This is a genomic window from Plantactinospora sp. ZYX-F-223, assembly GCF_039649625.1.
GTDB lineage: Bacteria > Actinomycetota > Actinomycetes > Mycobacteriales > Micromonosporaceae > Plantactinospora.
Map to the genome: position 1 here is coordinate 220166 of NZ_JBDJAV010000002.1, position 19375 is coordinate 239540.

A 19375-nucleotide genomic window follows, 5' to 3' on the forward strand; every position below is an offset into this window, starting at 1 on the left:
CGTCGTGCCCACAAGTGACCTGAACCGCGCCGAGGCCGGGCCGACGACAGAGGGCGGGCCGACGACCCAGGGCGGGCCGACTACAGAGGGCGGGCCGACGACGGTGGAGCGGCACCGGATCCTCGTCGAGTGGAACGAGACGGTCCGGCCGGCGCCCCCGGCGACCTGGCCGGAACTCTTCGCCGAGCAGGTACGCCGGGCGCCCGGCGCGGTCGCGGTGGTCTGCGAGGATGTCGAGCTGACGTACGCGGAACTGGACGCCCGGGCGGACCGGCTGGCGTACGCGCTGCGCGCCCGGGGGGTCGGGCCGGAACGGGTGGTCGCGCTCTGCCTGCCCCGCTCGGTGGACATGATCGTGGCCGAGGTGGCGGTGCTCAAGGCCGGCGGCGCGTACCTGCCGGTGGACCAGGACTATCCGGCCGAGCGGATCGGCTTCATGCTGGCCGACGCCCGGCCGGTCTGCCTGGTCAGCACCGCCGCGCTGGCCGGCGAGCTGCCGGAGACCCCGGGCCTGCCGAGGCTGCTGCTCGACGAGCTGACCGACACCGATCAGGTCGAGCCGGCCCCGGGAGGCGTGCCGTCGCTCTCCCCGGAGAACGCCGCCTACGTCATCTACACCTCGGGGTCGACCGGCCGGCCCAAGGGGGTCGTCGTCTCGCACGCCGGGGTGGCCAAACTGGTCGCCACCCAGCGCGCCCGGCTCGGCGTCGGGCCGCACAGCCGGGTACTCCAGTTCGCCTCGCCCAGCTTCGACGTGGCGTTCTGGGACCTCTGCCTCGGGCTGCTCTCCGGCGGCCGGTTGGTGGTGGTGCCGGCCGAGCGCCGGGTGCCCGGCCCGGCGCTGACCGAGTACGCCCACCGGCACGGCGTGACCTTCATGATCCTGCCGCCGGCCCTGCTCGCCGCGATGCCCCGGGAGTTGACCCTGCCGGCCGGGGCGACCCTGCTGGCCGGTACCGAGCGGGTCTCCCCGGAACTGGTCGCCCGGTGGGCCCAGGGCCGGCCGATGTTCAACGCGTACGGGCCGACCGAGGCGACGGTCAACTCGACGCTGGGGGAGTGCGACCCGCAGACCCCGCCCGGTGGCGTGGTGCCGATCGGCCGCCCCGACCCCGGCACCCGGTGCTACGTGCTGGACGCCGCCCTCCAGCCGGTGCCGGTCGGCGCCACCGGCGAGCTGTACCTCGGCGGCACCGGGCTGGCCCGGGGCTATCTCGGCCAGCCGGGGCTGACCGCGCAGCGGTTCGTCGCCGACCCGTACGGGCCGGCCGGCGGGCGGCTCTACCGCACCGGGGACCTGGTGCGCTGGCTGCCGGACGGGCGGCTGGAGTTCCTCGGCCGTGCCGACGACCAGGTGAAGATCCGGGGGTACCGGATCGAGCCGGGCGAGATCGAGTCGGTCCTGGCCCAGCATCCGGCGGTCGGCCAGGTCGCCGTACTGGCCCGGCCGGGTCGCGACGGTCAGCAGCGACTCGCCGCGTACGTCGTACCGGCGCTGGACCGGCCGGCACAGCGGGACGCCGAGGTCGAGTCGGCCCGGGTGGGCGACTGGCAGCGGCTGCACGAACTGCTCTACATCGCCGGGCGCACCGAGCGGTTCGGGGAGAACTTCACCGGTTGGAACAGCAGCTACGACGGGCTGCCGATCCCGCTGACCGAGATGCGCCAGTGGCGGGACCGGACGGTGGAACGGATTCTCGCGCTGCGCCCGCGCCGGGTGCTGGAGATCGGCGTCGGCAGCGGCCTGCTGCTGGCCAAGGTGGCGCCGGAGGTCGAGTCGTACTGGGGTACCGATCTCTCCCCGGCGGCGATCGAGGCGCTGCGCGACCAGGTGGCGGCGGTCCCGGCGCTGGCCGACCGGGTCGAGCTGCGGGCCCAGCCGGCCGACGTCACCGAAGGGCTGCCGGCCGGCTACTTCGACACCGTCGTGCTGAACTCCGTGGTCCAGTACTTCCCGAGCGTCGACTACCTGGCCGACGTGCTGCGCCGGGCGATCGGCCTGCTGGCACCGGGCGGCACGGTCTTCGTCGGCGACGTGCGTAACCTGCGGTTGCACCGCACGCTGCGCGGGGCGATCGAGGCGGGCCGCCGCCGGCCGGACCCCGACGGCCGGCAGGCCGCGCTGGCCGCCGTCGAGCAGGGCCTGCGCTGGGAGGGCGAACTGCTGCTCGACCCCGACCTCTTCCCGGCACTGGCCCGGGAGGTGCCGGCGATCACCGCGGTCGACCTCTGGGTCAAGCGCGGCCACGCGCACAACGAACTCACCCGCTACCGGTACGACGTGGTGCTGCGCACCGCCACCAGCCCCACTCCGTCCACTTCGGACGAGACGATCGAGCTCTCCTGGGTCGCCGAGCCGGCCGGGCTCGCCGGGCTGGCCGGCCGGCTCGACTCGGCGCGGCCGGCCGTACTGCGGGTGACCGGGGTGCCGAACGCCCGGCTGGCCGCCGACCTGGCCGCCTACCGGGACCTCTCCGGCGACACCGGCCCGGCCGTCGACACCGGCCCGGCCGTCGACACCGGCCCGGCCGTCGATCCCGAGGCGGTGTACGAGCTGGCCGAACGGCACGGCTACCGGGTCGAGGTCACCTGGTCCGGTACCGCCGGCGACGGCCGCCTCGACCTGCTCTTCTCCCGCCAGGACGCGGTACCCGCCGAACCGGCGTACCGGCCCGCCCTGCCGGAGCCGGCCCCGCCGCACCGGTACGCCAACCGGCCCGCGCCGTTCCGGGACGTCACCGCGCTCCTGGCCGAGCTGCGCGGGTACGCCCGGAGCTGGCTGCCCGACCACATGGTGCCGGCCGCCTTCGTACCGCTGCACAGGTTGCCGGTGCTGCCCAGCGGCAAGCTGGACCGGGCCGCCCTGCCGGCGCCGGACTTCGCGGCGCGCAGCACCGGAGCCCGGCCCCGGGACGCCCGCGAGGAGGTGCTCTGCGCCCTCTACGCCGAGGTGCTGGGGCTGCCCGAGGTCGGCGTGGAGGACGACTTCTTCGCCCTCGGCGGGGACAGCATCGTCTCGATCCAGCTGGTGATCCGGGCCCGGCAGGCCGGGTTGGTGGTCACGCCGCGCCAGGTCTTCCAGCGCCGTACCGTCGCCGAGCTGGCGCCGGTGGCCGAGTCGCTCTCGCGGGCTGTCTCCGACGATCCCCTGGCCGGAGTCGGCGAGTTCCCGCTCACTCCGATCATGCGCTGGCTGGACGAGTGCGGCGGGCCGATCGACGCGTTCGCGCAGTGGCTGGCGGTTCGGGTACCGGCCGAGGCGACCGTCGAGCGGCTGGCCGCCGCGCTCCAGGCGGCGCTGGACCGGCACGACGTACTCCGGTCCCGGCTGGTCCGGGCCACCCCGGGACAGCCGGGCCGGCTGGTGGTGCCGGCGCCCGGCACGGTGCCGGCGGCAGACCGGCTGTACCGGGTCGACGTCGCGGGGCTGACCGACGAGGCGCTGCGGGACCGGATCGTCCGTGCCGCCGACTCCGCGGGCGCCCGGCTGGCCCCGGAGGCCGGTGTGATGCTCCAGGCGGTCTGGCTGGACGCCGGCCCGGACCGGGCCGGCCGGCTGGTCGTGGTGGTGCACCACGCGGTGGTGGACGGGGTCTCCTGGCGGATCCTGCTGCCCGACCTGGCCGCCGCCTGGACCGACGTGCTGGCCGGGCGGACGCCCCGGCTGGAGCCGGTCGGCACCCCGCTGCGCCGCTGGGCCGAGCTGGCGCACGCCGACGCCGAGTCGGCGGAACGGACCGCCGAGCTGCCACTCTGGACGGAGCTGCTGCGCGGCGACGACCCGGCGCTGGCGGACCGCCCGCTGGACCCGGTCGGCGACCTCGACACCGTCCGCCGGCTCACCCTGCGGCTGCCGGCGGAGCAGACCGCACCGCTGCTCACCAGCATCCCAGCGGCGTTCTCCGCCGGGGTCAACGACGTGCTGCTCACCGCGCTCGCGCTGGCCCTCGCCGACTGGCGCCGGCGCCGGGGGACCGGCGTGCCCGGACCGGCGCTGGTGGCGCTGGAGGGGCACGGCCGGGAGGAGCAGCTCGCCGACGGCGTCGACCTGTCCCGCACCCTCGGCTGGTTCACCAGCATCTTCCCGGTCCGGCTCGACCCCGGACCGATCGACCTCGACGAGGCGCTGGCCGGCGGCGAGGACGCCGGCCGGGCGCTGAAGCGGATCAAGGAAGGGCTGCGGGCCATCCCCGACCACGGGCTCGGGTACGGGCTGCTCCGGCACCTCAACCCGGAGACCGCCGCCGTACTGGCCGGGCTGCCCCAGCCGCAGATCAGCTTCAACTACCTCGGCCGGTTCGGGGTGGAGTCGTCCGCCGACGGCTGCTGGACCGCGCTGCCCGGGCTCGGCCTGCTCGCCGGTGGCTTCGACGCCGGTATGCCGGTGGCGCCGTACACCCTGGAGGTGAACGCGTTCACCGAGGACCGGCCGGACGGGCCCGGGCTCGGCGTGACCTGGGCCTGGCCGGCGACGCTGCTCGGCGAGGCGGACGTGGCGGAGTTGGCGCAGGGCTGGTTCGCCGCGCTGGACGCGCTGGTCCGGCACGCCGCCCGGCCGGGGGCCGGCGGGCCGAGCCCGTCCGACTTCCCGCTGCTGCCGCTGCGCCAGGAGGACGTGGACGCGCTGGCCGGCACCGTACCGGCGGTCGCCGACGTGCTGCCGCTGACCCCGTTGCAGGAGGGGTTCTACTTCCACGCGGTCGCCGCCGGAGCCGACCGGGACCCGTACCGGGTGCAGCAGGTGATCGAGCTGCGCGGGCCGTTGGACGCCGCCGCGCTGCGCCGGGCCGGGCAGGACGTGCTCGACCGGCACGCCCCGCTGCGAGCCGCGTTCCCGCAGCTCGCCGATTGGCGGCCGGTGCAGCTCGTCGCGGACGGGATCGCGCTGCCGTGGCGCGAGGTCGACCTGACCGGGTACCCCGAACCGGAGCGGGCGGCCGAGTTCGAGGCGCTGGCCGAGGCGGAACGGGCAGCCCCGTTCGACCTGACCCGGCCGCCGCTGCTGCGCTGCGTACTGGTCCGGTGGGCGGAACAGCGACACAGCCTGCTGCTCACCCACCACCACATCGTCACCGACGGCTGGTCGGCCGGGGTGACCCTGCGGGACCTGCTCGCCCGGTACGCCCCGGACGGCGAGCCGGACCGGTTGCCGCCGGTCACCCCGTACCGGCGGTACCTGGAGTGGCTGGCCGGCCGGAACCGGGCGGCTGCCGAGGGCGCCTGGCGGGCCGCGCTGGCCGGACTCGACGGTCCGACCCGGCTCGCCGCCGAGGCCGAGGAGGGCTTCGACGGGATGTTCCACGCCGAGCGGGCCCGGGTGGTGCTGCCGGCCGAGGTGGCCGCCGGACTGGCCGGACGGGTCCGGGCGGCCGGGCTGACCGTGGGCAGCGTGCTGCACACTGCCTGGGCGGTGGTGCTGGGCCGGCGCCTCGGCCGGCGTGACGTCGTCTTCGGCAGTACGGTCTCCGGTCGGCCGGCCGAACTGGACGGTGTCGAGGCGATGGTCGGGCTGTTCATCAACACCCTGCCGGTCCGGCTGCGCTGGACTCCGGCCGAACCGCTGGTCGAGCTGGCCGGCCGGCTCCAGCGGGAGCAGGCCGAACTCCTCGACGCGCAGCACCTCGGGCTGCCGGCGATCCAGCGGCTGGCCGGTGTCGGCGAGCTGTTCGACAGCCTGGTGGTGCTGGAGAACTATCCCGTCGACCCGATCCCGACCGGGCGAGCCGGCGGTCTCGCCCTGGCCGGGGTCGAGTTCCGGGAGGCGACCCACTATCCGGTCACCCTGCTGGTGTCGCCCGCCGGCGAGTCGCTGGACCTCACCGTCGAGTACGACCCGGACCGGATCGACGCCGCGACCGTACGCCAGCTCCGTAGCGGCCTGGCCGAGGTGCTCGGCGCCTTCGTCGCCGAGCCGGACCGGCCGGTCGGGCGGATCGACCTGCTGCCGGCGGCCGAGCGCGGCACCGTACTGGCCCGGCTCACCGGCCCGGCCGCCCCGGTGCCGCCGGAGACCCTGCCCGGCCTGGTCGCCGCGCAGGCGGCCCGGACGCCGGACGCGGTCGCGCTGATCGACGGCGAACGGCAGCTCGGGTACGCCGAGCTGGACCGCCGGGCCGCCGCGCTGGCCCGGCGGCTGGCCGCCCGTGGGGTCCGGCCGGGTGACGTCGTCGCGGTGGCGGTGCCCCGGTCGGCCGAACTGGTGGTGGCGCTGCTCGGCGTCCTGAAGGCGGGAGCCGCGTACCTGCCGCTGGACGTGACGCATCCCCGGGAACGGCTCTCCGTGGTACTCACCGATTCCGGCGCCCGCGCTGTCGTATCCACCGTGGATGTGATGGGCCGGCTGCCCCGGCCGGCCGGCGTGGCGCACCTGCTGGTCTCGCCGACAGCCGAACCGGAGGAACCGGCGGGCGCGGCTGGCGAGGGCACCGGAGCCCCGGCCGGCGACCCGGACTCACCGGCGTACCTGATCTACACCTCGGGGTCGACGGGCCGTCCCAAGGGGGTACTCGTCGGCCACCGGGCGATCGTCAGCCAGCTCGCCTGGTCGCAGCGGCGGTTCGGGCTCGGCGCCGACGACCGGATGCTGCAACTCGCCCCGGCCAGCTTCGACACCTCGGTCTGGGAGATATTCTGGCCGCTGTCGGCCGGTGCCGCCGTGGTGCTGCCCGGCGAGGACGAGGCTGGTGACCCGAGCCGGCTCGCCGGGCTGGTCCGCCGGCACCGGGTCACCGCGGTCACCTTCGTACCCTCGCTGGTCGAGGCGTTCCTGCTCGCCGACGAGCTGACCGCCGATCCCGGCTGGGCGGCCAGCCTGCGCTGGGTCTCCTGTGGCGGCGAGGCACTCTCGCCGGAGCTGGCCCGGCGCTGGCACGCGCAGACCGGCACGGCGCTGGACAACTTCTACGGGCCGACCGAGACGGCGGTGCAGGTCACCTGGTGGGCGAATGACGGCGGCGCGGAACGCAGCGTGCCGATCGGTCGCCCGGTGGCCAACACCCGGCTGTACGTGCTGGACGACTGCCTCCGCCCGGTCCCGCCCGGCGTACCCGGTGAGCTGTACGTCGCCGGAACCCAGCTCGGGTACGGCTACCACGCCCGGTTCGGGCTGACCGCGCAGCGTTTCGTCGCCGACCCGTACGGGCCGGCGGGGCAGCGCATGTACCGCACCGGTGACCTGGTGCGGTGGCGTACTGACGGCGTACTCGAATACGTCGGCCGCGGCGACGACCAGGTCAAGATCCGGGGGCACCGGATCGACCTCGGCGAGGTGGAGGCGGTGCTCCGGACCGGGCCGGGTGTGGCCCAGGCGGTCGCCGCCGCTCGGGTCGACGGCCGGGGCCGGACCGGCCTGGTCGGCTACCTGGTGCCGGTGGCGGGGCTCCGGCTCGATGTCGAGGCGGTCCGCGCGGCGGCCCGGGCCCGGCTGCCCGAGTCGATGGTGCCGGGCCGGTTCGTGGTGCTCGACGCGCTGCCCCTGACCGCCAGCGGCAAACTCGACCGGGCCGCCCTGCCCGCCCCACCGGGCACCGGCACGACGCCCGCCGTGGCGGAACCGGCCGCCGGAGCCGAGCCGGGCGCGGGAGCCAGGCCGGGTGTCGGGACCGAGCCGACCGCCGGAGCGGAATCGGCCGGCCGGCACACCGGTCCGCACGGCCCGTCCGCACCGGCCGGCACGTCCACCCCGGCGACCCCGTCCGATGTGGACACCCCGGTGCACTCCGGTGGCGGCGCGGCCGAGCGGCTGCTCCGGGAGGTCTTCGCCGAGGTCCTCGGGCTGCCCGAAGTCGGTGCCGACGCGGACTTCTTCGCCCTGGGCGGCGACAGCATCCTCTCCATCGCGGTCTCCAGCCGGGCCCGCCGGCACGGACTGGCGCTCGCCCCGCGCGACGTCTTCCGGCACCGGACCCCACGAGCGCTGGCCCGGGCCGGCGGCGGCGACGCCGCCCTGTCCCCGAGCGACCCGCCGATCGCGGCCGGCGCCGCCTCGACGGCAGCCGCCTCGACGGCAGCCGCACCGGCGGCCGGTTCTCCGCCGGCCAGCACCGCGAGCCCGGTCGGAGACCGCGCCGACGGGGTAGCGGGCGCGGATCCGGACGAGCTGGGTGAGGTGCCGCTGCTGCCGATCGTGCACTGGCTCCGGGAGACCGGACTGCCGATCGACCGGTTCACCCTGAGCACCCTGCTGGTGGTACCGGCCGAACTGGACCTCGGGTCGCTGGTCGCCGTCCTCCAGGCGGTGCTGGACCGGCACGCCGGCCTGCGGCTCCGGCTGCGCCGGATCGCCTCCGTGCTCTGGTCGCTCCAGACGACCCCGGCCGGCACCGTACGGGCGGCCGACCTGGTACGCCGGGTCGACGTGACCGGGCTCGACGACGCCGGGCTGCGCGACGTGCTGACCGCCGAGTCCGCCGCCGCCACCGACCGGCTGGATCCGGACGAGGGGCGCATGCTCCAGGCGGTCTGGTTCGACTCCGGCGACCGGCCCGGTCGGCTGCTGCTCGCCGCCCACCACCTGGTGGTCGACGGCGTCTCCTGGCGGATCCTCCTGGCGGACCTGGCCGCTGCCTGGGCCTCGGTACGGGTCGGGCAGCCACCGATTCTCGCCCCGGTCGGCACCTCGCTGCGGCGGTACGCCCGGGTGCTCGGCGAGCACGCGCACCGCCCCGAGCGGCTGGCGGAACTGGCGCACTGGGTGGAGACGCTCGCCCCGGGAGCGGAGCTGCTGCCCGCGCAGACCCGGCCGGTGGCGGGACCGGCCCGCCAGCACGTGGTACGCCTCGACCCGGCCGAGACGCTGCCGCTGCTCACCGCCGTACCGGCGGCGGTCGGTGCCGAGGTCACCGGGGTACTGCTCGCGGCGCTCCGGCTCGCGGTGACCCGGTGGCAGCAGCGGCACGGCCACGACGGCGGCGCCGATCTGCTGGTCGACCTTGAACGGCACGGCCGGGAGGAGGTCGAACCCGATCTCGACCTCTCCCGCACGGTTGGCTGGTTCACCAGCGTCCAGCCGGTACGCCTGCCGGCCGGCACCGACCCGATCGAACTGCTCGGTACGGTCGGCGAGCGGATCCGGGCGGTTCCGGACGGCGGCCTCGGCTACGGGCTGCTGCGGCACCTGAACGCACAGGCGGCGCCGATCCTGGCCGGACTCTCCTCGGCCCAGGTGCTGTTCCACTACTACGGCCGGTTCCCCGGCGGCACCGAGCTGGACTGGACGCCAGCGGCCGAGTCCGACGCGATCACCACCGTCAACGGCGGGCTGGGCCTGACCCACCTGGTCCAGGTCGACGCGGTCGCCACCGAGACGCCGGCCGGGCCGGTGCTGACCGCGACCTGGACGTGGCCGGACGGCGTGCTCGACGAGCCGGACGTGACCGGGTTGGCCGCCGAGTGGCTCGACGCGCTACGCCAGCTCAGCACCGCCGCCATCCAGCCGGCGGGCACCGCTGATCCGGACGGTGCCGAGGCCCGGCCCACTCCGGCGATCGCGGCCGGGCTGTCGCTGAGCCGGGACGACATCGACCGGATCGAGCGGACCAGCCCGGTACCCGTAGCGGAGATCTGGCCGCTCTCGCCGTTGCAGGAGGGGCTGTACTTCCACGCCAGCTACGACACCTCGGCGCTGGACGTCTACACCGCGCAGGACGCCTTCGACCTCGGGTACCGGCTGGACCTGGACCGGCTGCGCCGGGCCGGAGCCGCCCTGCTGGCCCGCAACCCCAGCATGCGGGCCGGGTTCGCCAGCGAGGGGCTGCCCCAACCGGTGCAGTTCGTCGGGGTGGCCCCCGAGCTGCCGGTGACCGAGCTGGACCTGACCGGCCTCGACCCGGAGGCCCAGCGGGCCCGGATGGCCGAGCTGATGGCCGAGGACCGGCGTACCCGGTTCGACCTGACCCGGCCGCCGCTGTGCCGGCTGCTGCTGCTCCGGCTCGGCGACGACCGGGACCGGCTGGTCGTCAGCCACCACCTGGTGCTCTGGGACGGCTGGTCCGAGGAACTCTTCGTCGAGCAGCTCTTCACGCTCTACGAGCGGGACGGCGACGACCGGGACCTGCCGCCGGCCGGCTCCTATCGGGATCACCTGGAATGGCTGGCCACCCAGGACACCGAGCTGGCCGGTCGGGCCTGGCGGGACACCCTCGCGGGCCTCGCCGAGCCGACCCTGGTCGCCCCGGAGGCGAGCCTGGCACCGGTCGTCCCGCACCGGGTCCGGGCCGAACTGCCGGCCGCGCTGGGCGACCGGCTGCGCGGGCTGGCCCGCCGGCACGGGCTGACCCTCAACACCGTGCTCACCGCGGCCTGGGGGCTGGTCCTCGGCGGTCACCTCGGTCGCACCGACGTGGTCTTCGGGATGACCGTCGCCGGCCGGCACGCGGACGTGCCGGACGTGGAGAACATCATCGGGCTCTTCCTCAACACCGTGCCGGTACGCGTCACCGCCGAGCCCGGCGAACCGGTGCTCGGCCTGCTGCGCCGGCTGGGCGAGCAGCGGATCGAACTGATGCCGCACGACCACCTCGGGCTCGGCGCGGTGCAGCGGGCCAGCGGGCACGCCCGGCTCTTCGACACCCTCTACGTGTTGCAGAACTTCGTCGACGAGGGGGAGTCGGCCCGGCTGCGGGACCGGCACGGGATCGCCGCCCTGGACGGGGTGGACGCTACCCACTATCCGCTGACCCTGGTGGTCACCCCGGCACAGCGGCTCCGGGTCGCCCTTGACCACCGCCCGGACGTCGTACCCGGTCAGGTGGCCCGGACCCTGCTGGACCGGTTCGTCGCGCTGCTCGCCCGGCTGGTCGCCGAGCCGGAGATCCCGGTCGGCCGGCTCGACCTGCTCACCGGGGCGGAACGGGCCGAGCTGGCCGCCGAGTGGACCGCCACCCGGCACCCGATCGGCACCGAATCCGTCGCCGACCTGCTCGCCGAGCAGGCCGCCCGGACCCCGGACGAGGTCGCACTGGTCTTTGCCGGCCGCACCCTGACGTACGCCGAGTTCGACGCCCGGATCAATCGGCTGGCCCGGCTGCTGGTCGCCCGGGGCGCCGGACCCGAGCGGGTGGTCGCGCTGGCGCTGCCCCGGTCGATCGAGATGGTGGTCGCGCTCTTCGCGGTGCTGCGCACCGGAGCCGCGTACCTGCCGCTGGAGCTGGATCATCCGGCCGAACGGCTGGCCTTCGTCCTCGCCGACACCGCCCCGATGTGCCTGCTGACGGTGACTCCGGTCCGGGCGGGGCTGCCGGGAACCGACACCCCGACCGTGCCGCTCGACGACCCGGCGGTACTGGCCGAGCTGGCCGGGCTCTCCGGTGCGGCGCTCACCGACGCCGAACTGCCGGCCGGGTTCGCCCGGACCGATCCGCACCGGCTGGAGCACCCGGCGTACCTGATCTACACCTCCGGCTCCACCGGACGGCCGAAGGGGGTGGTGACGCCGTACCGGGGGTTGACGAACATGCAGCTCAACCACCGGGAGGCGATCTTCGACCCGACCGTGGCGGCGGCCGGCGGCCGGCGGCTGCGGATCGCGCACACCGTCTCGTTCGCCTTCGACATGTCCTGGGAGGAACTGCTCTGGCTGGTCGAGGGGCACGAGGTGCACGTCTGCGACGAGGAGTTGCGCCGGGACGCACAGGCGCTGGTCGCCTACTGTGACCGGCACCGGATCGACGTCGTCAACGTCACCCCGAGCTACGCGCACCACCTGATCGAGGAGGGCCTGCTCGACCGGTCCGAGTCGACCGAGGTCGGGAGCGGTCGGCACCGGCCGGTGCTGGTGCTGCTCGGCGGCGAGGCGGTCTCCGAGGCGGTCTGGAACCGGCTGCGGGACACCGAGGGTACGGCCGGCTACAACCTGTACGGGCCGACCGAGTACACCATCAACACCCTCGGTGGCGGCACCGGAGACAGCGCCACCCCGACCGTCGGCCGGGCGATCTGGAACACCCGGGCCTACGTGCTCGACGCGTACCTGCGGCTCGTCCCACCCGGCGCCCCCGGTGAGCTGTACATCGGCGGGATCGGGCTGGCCCGGGGCTACCACCGGCGGCTCGGGCTGACCGCCGAGCGCTTCGTCGCCGACCCGTACGGTGCGCCCGGGGAGCGGATGTACCGCACCGGTGACCTGGTCCGGCGCCGGCCGGACGGGAACCTGGACTTCCTCGGTCGCACCGACGACCAGGTGAAGATCCGGGGGTACCGGATCGAGCTGGGCGAGGTCGAGAGCGCGCTGGCCGAACACCCGCTGGTGGCGCACGCCGCCGTGGTCGTCGACACCACCACGGACCCGGCGGTACGCCGGCTGGCCGGCTATCTCGTCCGCGCCGCGCAGTGGACGGAGCCGGACGACGACGCCGTGCTGGCCGCCCTCCGGGCGGACCTGAAGCGGCGGCTGCCGGACTACATGGTGCCGGCCGCGCTGGTGCCGCTGGACCGGCTGCCGCTGACCGTGAACGGCAAGCTCGACGTGGCGGCGCTGCCGGCCCCGACGGTCCGGGCCGGTACGGCCTCCCGCCCGCCGGCCACGGCTGCCGAGGAGGCGCTCTGTGCCCTCTTCGCCGAGCTGCTCGGCGTGCCGGAGATCGGCGTCGAGGACAACTTCTTCGACCTCGGCGGCCACTCCCTGCTGGCGATCCGGCTGGTCAGCCGGGCCCGGGTGGTGCTCGGCGCCGAGCTGGCGATCCGCGACCTGTTCGAGGCGCCGACCGTCGCCGAGCTGGCTGCCCGGATCGGGGCCACCGGGCCCGAGGGCGCGGCCGGTGACGGCGCTGCCCCGATCGCACTGGTCCGGGCCGAGCGCCCCGCCGTTCTGCCGCTCTCCTTCGCGCAGCAGCGGCTCTGGATGATCCAACAGCTCACGCCGGAGTCGGCGGCGTACCACTTCCCGATCGCGGTACGGCTGCGTGGGCGGCTGGACGTGGTGGCGCTGGGTACCGCACTGGCCGACCTGGCCGGCCGGCACGAGACGCTGCGGACCCTGTTCGGCGAGCGGGACGGTCGGCCGTACCAGCGGGTGCTGCCGGCGGCCGACGCCCGGCCGGTGCTGGAGAGCGCCGCCGCCGCTCCGGACGAGGTCGCCGGGATCGTCCGGGACGCGGTGCGCCGCCCGTTCGACCTGACCACCGAACTGCCGCTGCGGGCCACTCTCGTCGCGGTCGACCCGACACCGGAGGGCACCGAGGAGCACGTGCTGGTGCTGGTGCTGCACCACGTCGCCACCGACGAGTGGTCGGACCGGCCGTTCCTGCGCGACCTCGGCACGGCGTACGCGGCCCGTCGGGCGGGACGGGCGCCGGACTGGGCACCGCTGCCGGTCCAGTACGCCGACTACACCCTGTGGCAGCGCCGGCTGCTCGGCGACCCGGCGGATCCGGCCAGCCTGGCCGCCCGGCAGCTCGACTACTGGCGTACCACGTTGAGCGGGGCGCCGGAGGAACTGGTGCTGCCCACCGACCGGGCCCGCTCGCCCCGGCCGGACCCGGCCGGGGCGGAACTTTCCGTGGTGCTGCCCGCCGAGGTCGGCGCGGGGCTGCGCCGGCTCGCCTCCCGGACCGGTACCAGCCTGTTCATGGTGGCGCACGCGCTGGTCGCAGCCCTGCTGCACCGGCTCGGCGCCGGCACCGACATCCCGCTCGGCGCGCCGATCGCGGGGCGGGGTGACGCGGCCCTCGACGACCTGGTCGGGTTCTTCGTCAACACCCTGGTACTCCGGACCGACCTGTCCGGCGACCCGACCTTCACCGAGCTGCTGTCCCGGATCCGCCAGACCGACCTGGCCGCCTTCTCCGCCCAGGAGGTGCCGTTCGAGGCCGTGGTCGAGGCGCTCAACCCGGCCCGTTCGGTCTCCCGGAACCCGCTCTTCCAGGTGATGGTGGTGCACCGCAACCGGACCGCCGCGTGGAGCGGCCTCGCCGGGCTGACCGTCACCGACGAGCCGGTCGACACCCCGACCGCAAAGTTCGACCTGGTCTTCGACTTCGCCGAGTCCGTCGAGCAGCCGGCGGGCGCCGGATCCGTGGACCAGTCGGGCGGAAGCGGCGACGACGCGTTGAGCTGCCTGCTGACGTACCGGACCGACCTGTTCGACCGGGAGACCGTCGCGCTGCTCGGCGAGCGGCTGCTCCGGCTGGCCCGGGCGGTCGTCGCCGACCCCGCGACGCCGCTGGGCCGGATCGACGTCTTCGTCGGCGACGAGCGGGACCGGGTGCTGCGCGAGTTCAACGCCACCGGCCGGGCGGTGCCGGAGGAGACCCTGCCGGCCATGTTCGCCCGGCGGGTGGCACAGACCCCGGAGGCGGTCGCCGTGGTCGACCGGGAGCGGACGGTGTCGTACGCCCAACTGGACGCCGAGGCGGCCCGGATGGCGCGGCTGCTCGCCGGGTACGGCGTCGGCCCGGAGACGGTGGTCGGGGTGGCGGTGCCCCGCTCGCTGGAGACCGTGGCGGTGGTGCTCGGGGCGCTGCGGCTCGGTGCCGCGTTCCTGCCGCTGGACCTCGGCCATCCGGCCGACCGGCTGGCGTACATGGTCGAGGACTCCGGCGCCCGGACCGTGGTGACGACACCGGAGGCCGCCGAGCGGCTGCCGGAGCTGCCCGGAGTGGACCGGCTGCTCGTCGCGCCGGTCCACCCGGAGCCGGTGCCGGCGACGCCGGCCGACCCGGCCGGGACCGGGCCGGCGGTCCCGGCCGGGCTGGACCACGCGGCGTACGTCATCTACACCTCGGGCAGCACCGGTCGGCCGAAGGGCGTGGTGGTGCCGCACGAGGGGATCGGCAGCCTGGTCGCGACCGCCGCCGACCGGATGGGAGTGGACGGCTCCTCCCGGGTACTCCAGTTCGCCTCGACCGGCTTCGACGTCTTCGTCTTCGAGCTGGCCATGGCGCTGTGTGCCGGTGGCCGGCTGGTGATCGCCCCGGACGAGGCCCGCGCGCCCGGCCGGCCCCTGGTGGACCTGCTGGAGCGGGAACGGGTCAGCCATGCCATCCTGCCGCCGTCCCTGGTGTCGGCGTTGCCGCCGGACTGCCAACTGCCGGCCGGGCTGGTGGTGCTGGTCGGTACCGAGACGGTGCCGCCGGACCTGATCGGCCGGTGGGCACGGCGGCTGCGGCTGTTCGCCGCGTACGGGCTGACCGAGGCGACGGTGAACTCCACGCTCTGGCGGGCCGAACCGGACTGGTCGGGCGCGGTGCCGATCGGACTGCCCGACCCGAACACCCGGGCGTACGTGCTGGACGAGCGGCTCCGCCCGGTACCGCCCGGGGTGGCCGGCGAACTGTACGTCGGCGGGCGCGGTCTGGCCCGGGGCTATCTCGGCCGTCCCGGGCTGACCGCGGAGCGCTTCGTCGCCGACCCGTACGGCCCGGCCGGCGCCCGGATGTACCGGACCGGTGACCGGGCGCGGTGGCGGGCCGACGGCATCCTGGACTTCCTCGGCCGGGTCGACGACCAGGTGAAGATCAGGGGCTTCCGGATCGAGCTGGGCGAGGTCGAGGCGGTGCTGGCCCGGCACCCGGGGGTACGCCAGGCGGCGGTGGTGGTGCACCGTAACGCCGACCTGACCCGACTGGCCGGGTACGTCGTACCGGCCGGCGGACCGCTGGACCCCGCCGAGGTACGCGCGCACGCGGCCGACCTGCTCCCCGACTACATGGTCCCGTCCGCCGTGCTGGTACTCGACGGACCGCTGCCGCTGACCGCCAACGGCAAACTGGACCGGCGTGCCCTGCCGGTGCCGGACTGGGCGGCGCTGACCGGCGACGAGGCACCGGTCACCCCGGCACAGCAGGCCCTCGCCGGACTGGTCGCGGAGGTGCTCCGGCTGCCGAAGGTGGGGATCTCGGACAACTTCTTCGCCCTCGGCGGGCATTCGATGGCGGCGATGCGACTGCTCGGCCGGATCCGGGCGGCGCTCGGCGTCGACCTGGCGGTGCGGGACATCTTCGAGGCGCCGACGGTGGCCGGGCTGGCGGACCGGCTCGCCGGGGCGGTGGCGGGGCGTCCGGCACTGCGCCCGGCACAGGAGGCCGCCGAGCCGGTCGCGGCTCCGGTGCAACAGATCTGGTGGGACCTGCACCGTGCCACGGCCGAGCGGAACCCGTCCGGCCGGACCGGTTGGGATCTCGCCCTGGTGGTCCGCGCGGGCGGACCGGGCGACGCCCCGGACGGTGGACCGGGCGACGGGACCGGGCTGGATGACGGGACCGGCGGCGGACCCGGTGACGGGCCGGGCGGGGCGCCCACGCTGGACGTGCCGGTGCTGGCGGCGGCGCTGGCCGACCTGGTGGAGCGGCACGAGCCGCTGCGTACCGCGCTGGCGGCCGATGCGGCCGGCGAGCCCGTACCGGTGCCGGTGGGGGACCGGGTACTGCTGGAGGTGCTGCCGGAGAGCGGGGTGCCGCTGGACGAGCGGATCACCGAGCTGGTCGAGGCTGGCGTGGACCCGACCCGGGAGCCGCCGCTGCGGGCCCGGCTGCTGACCGGGCCGGGCGGTGCTCGGGTACTGCTGCTGACCATGCACTACCTCGGCGTGGACGAGTGGTCGGTAGTGCCACTGGCCCGGGATCTCGGCACCGCGTACGCGGCCCGGGTCGCCGGGCGGGCACCGGAGTGGTCGCCGCTGCCGGTCGGTTATCCGGACTATGCCCGCTGGGCTCGTACCCTGCTCGGTGATCCGGCCGACCCCGGCAGCCGGCACACGCGGCAGCTCACCTGGTGGCGGGAGGCGCTGTCCGGCGTACCCGATCGGCTGGCCCTGCCGACCGACCGGCCGCGACCGGCGGCGCTGTCCGGGCGCGGTGGCCGGGTCGAGTTCGTGCTGGACCCGGCGTCGCACCGGGCCGTCGACGAGCTGGCCCGGCAGACCGGGACCAGCATGTTCATGGTGTTCCAGGCCGCCCTCGCGGCGCTGCTGCACCGGATTGGCGCGGGGCCGGACGTGCCGATCGGCACCCTGGTGGCCGGCCGGACCGAGGCGGCCCTCGCCGACCTGGTCGGCTGCTTCGTCAACCCGCTGGTGCTGCGCACCGACACCGGTGGCGACCCCACCTTCACCGAGCTGCTCGGCCGGATCCGCGAGGCGGATCTGAGCGCCTTCGACCGCCAGGACGTCCCGTTCGACGCGGTACGCCGCCTCCTGCCGGCCGGCGCGACGCTACCGCCGGTGATGCTGGTGCACCACGAGGAGGCCGGGCTGGACGGCCCGGACGGCGCGGCGGCGCTGCGGTTCGTGTCGGTGCCGACCGGGACGACCCGGACGGAGCTGACGGTCAGCTTCTACGAGCCGGTCGGCGACGGCCCGGTGCACGGCGAACTAGAGTACGCGGTCGAGCTGTTCGACCCGCCGACCGCGCGCCGGCTCACCGACGAGCTGCTCGGGCTGCTCGCCTCGGCGCTCGCCCGGCCGGGTCTGCGGCTCTCGGCGCTTGCGCCCGACACCGCCGGCCAGGCGCCACCCCTGCCCACCCAGTCGGACGGCGCTTCCGCCGACCACCCGGAAAGGACCGACGCATGACCACCAATCCGTTCGAGGACCCGGACGGGCAGTACCTCGTGCTCGTCAACGACGAGGGGCAGCACTCGCTCTGGCCGTCCTTCGTGGACGTACCGGCCGGCTGGGCGGTGGCGTTCGGCGCGGACGGTCCGCAGTCCCGGGACGCCTGCCTGGCGTACGTGGAGGAGAACTGGACCGACCTGCGTCCCCGCAGCCTGCGGGAGCGGATGGCCGGCGCCACCGCCGACCCGATTCGCTGACCGGCAGCCGGCAAGAATGGCTTCGACGGTACCTGCCGCCACCGGGTGATCGTGCGTCGGGCGGCGGCGGTAGCGCTGACCGGGAACGTCGTTGCGGCATCCTGTTGCTCGTGGCCCTCCCCATGCGAGCCAACTCGGCCTCGGCGACGTTGTACTCGCAGGCGCGATCACGTTCAACCTTGGCTGGCTGAGCTGGCAGGCAGCGGTTACCGGCCTCCTGGCCGGGTTGGTCCTCCAGGGCTCCGTGGGCATCGCCGGCAGCCGCAGACAGACCGACCGCGCCAAGGCGTCGCCGATGGGGCCGGCACTCATCGACGGGTGGCTGCTGACCGTCATGTTCGCCGCGTAGTTTCTATCAACCCTCAAGGTCCATTCGGGGAACATGGGCCACGTGGTCGTAGAGGTCTTCCATTGTTCTCACAATCAGATCGGCGCCAGCCTCCACTAAGGAGGATGGCGCTGCTAGCGATGCGAATCCGACCACCTGCATTCCGGCCGCCTTACCGCCTTGCACTCCAAACGGGCTGTCCTCGATCAGTAGGCAAGACTCCGGCCGTACGCCGATACGCTCAGAAGCGAGCATGAATAGGTCGGGTGCCGGCTTGCCGCGCGAAACCATCGACGCGCTATACAAATGCTCGCCAAAGAAAGCATGCAGACCGGTCGTAGTCAGCCGATGGCGAATCTCAGCCGGCGTGCCACTGGAGGCGACACACACGGGGAGGCCGCGACCGGTAAGCCATTCCAACAGGTCTTTCACGCCCTCGATGGGTTCCAAGTCCTTTTGGCGGGCCAACACCCGCTCCTCGTAAAGCCCGGCGAAGTCGAAGGCTAGGGGGCCACCGACCTGTTGTTCGATCTCCGCCGCACACTCGTCAGTCGCCCGCCCCATGTAAAGCCGGACACTGTCCTCGAATGAGGTCTCCAAGCCGGCGAGCGTGGCTAGTTGCGCAATAACCTCATTATTGATCGTCTCGGAATCAACTAGCACGCCATCGCAGTCAAACACGACGGCCTTGACTCGATCAACGGAAATCCCCTGTCGGGTCACGCGCTCATTCCCCATACTCAATGGAAGTAGTCTCGCCAGACGTAGTGAAGCTATTGCCAGTAACTTGCATTAACGGATGAAGTGGCGTGGTCGGCATTCCTTCACTGTCGAATGATCTACCGTCGAAGGCAACGCGGATCACCTCGCCGATAAACACGCCATGGTCGCCATCGACATCCACTTGTTGAAGCATCCGACAGGCGAGCCAGCCAAGGCCATCCTCCAGGACCGGCGCGGGAAGGTCGTCAGAATCGAGGATGGATAAGCCGCTGGCCATCAGCTTCTCTGCGGCGCTCTCGAAACGGAACCGCGAATAGCGGGCACCGAGCTGCCATACACCAGGAAGCTGCTCCACCTTGGGCACGGATAGAGTGAACGCACTCGTGTTAACAAGGTTCTCGAACGTCGCCCATTTCCTAAAGACCGCGAGAGCAATAAGCTGTGGATCAGTCGAGATCGAGGTCACGTTAGAAACAGGGATCAAATTCGACTCGCCCCGAATGCTTCGCGTTCCTATCAGGTAAGCGACTCGCGGAGCGAGAAGGCGATGAGCCTTCCTTAAGTTGCCCGGCCGCATCG

Annotated in this window: 5 protein-coding genes; 3 read left to right on the forward strand and 2 right to left on the reverse strand. The window is 74.3% G+C overall.

The features are described from left to right. Positions 1–4: 4 nt before the first annotated feature. From AAH979_RS03380 to AAH979_RS03390, 3 genes are all read left to right on the forward strand, one after another. On the forward strand, positions 5–17506 hold the full coding sequence (locus AAH979_RS03380) for an amino acid adenylation domain-containing protein (RefSeq protein WP_346256499.1): 17502 nt from the start codon (positions 5–7) through the stop codon (positions 17504–17506). Further along, positions 17503–17745, forward strand: a complete 243-nt coding sequence (locus AAH979_RS03385) for an MbtH family protein (RefSeq protein ID WP_346256500.1) — start codon at positions 17503–17505, stop codon at positions 17743–17745. The genes AAH979_RS03380 and AAH979_RS03385 overlap by 4 nt, the downstream gene beginning before the upstream one ends. Positions 17746–17836: 91 nt before the next feature. Then, positions 17837–18094 (forward strand): hypothetical protein, encoded by a 258-nt coding sequence (locus AAH979_RS03390; RefSeq protein WP_346256501.1) that lies wholly within the window; start codon positions 17837–17839, stop codon positions 18092–18094. Positions 18095–18100: 6 nt separating this feature from the next. On the opposite strand, the gene AAH979_RS03395 is transcribed toward AAH979_RS03390, so the two are convergent. Together AAH979_RS03395 and AAH979_RS03400 are read right to left on the reverse strand one after the other, a co-directional pair. Continuing rightward, entirely contained in the window at positions 18101–18796 is a 696-nt protein-coding gene (locus tag AAH979_RS03395) for an HAD family phosphatase (RefSeq protein WP_346256502.1), read from the reverse strand. Between the two features lie 4 nt (positions 18797–18800). After that, positions 18801–19373 carry a flavin reductase family protein gene (locus AAH979_RS03400; RefSeq protein WP_346256582.1) on the reverse strand — a complete coding sequence of 191 codons (573 nt, stop codon included), beginning with the start codon at positions 19371–19373 and terminating at the stop codon, positions 18801–18803. Positions 19374–19375: the final 2 nt, after the last annotated feature.

What these genes read in the sequence shown, in the direction of transcription:
- AAH979_RS03385 (WP_346256500.1), top strand. Translation starts at nt 17,503, where the DNA reads ATGACCACCAATCCGTTCGAGGACCCGGACGGGCAGTACCTCGTGCTC.
- AAH979_RS03400 (WP_346256582.1), bottom strand. Translation starts at nt 19,373, where the DNA reads ATGCGGCCGGGCAACTTAAGGAAGGCTCATCGCCTTCTCGCTCCGCGA.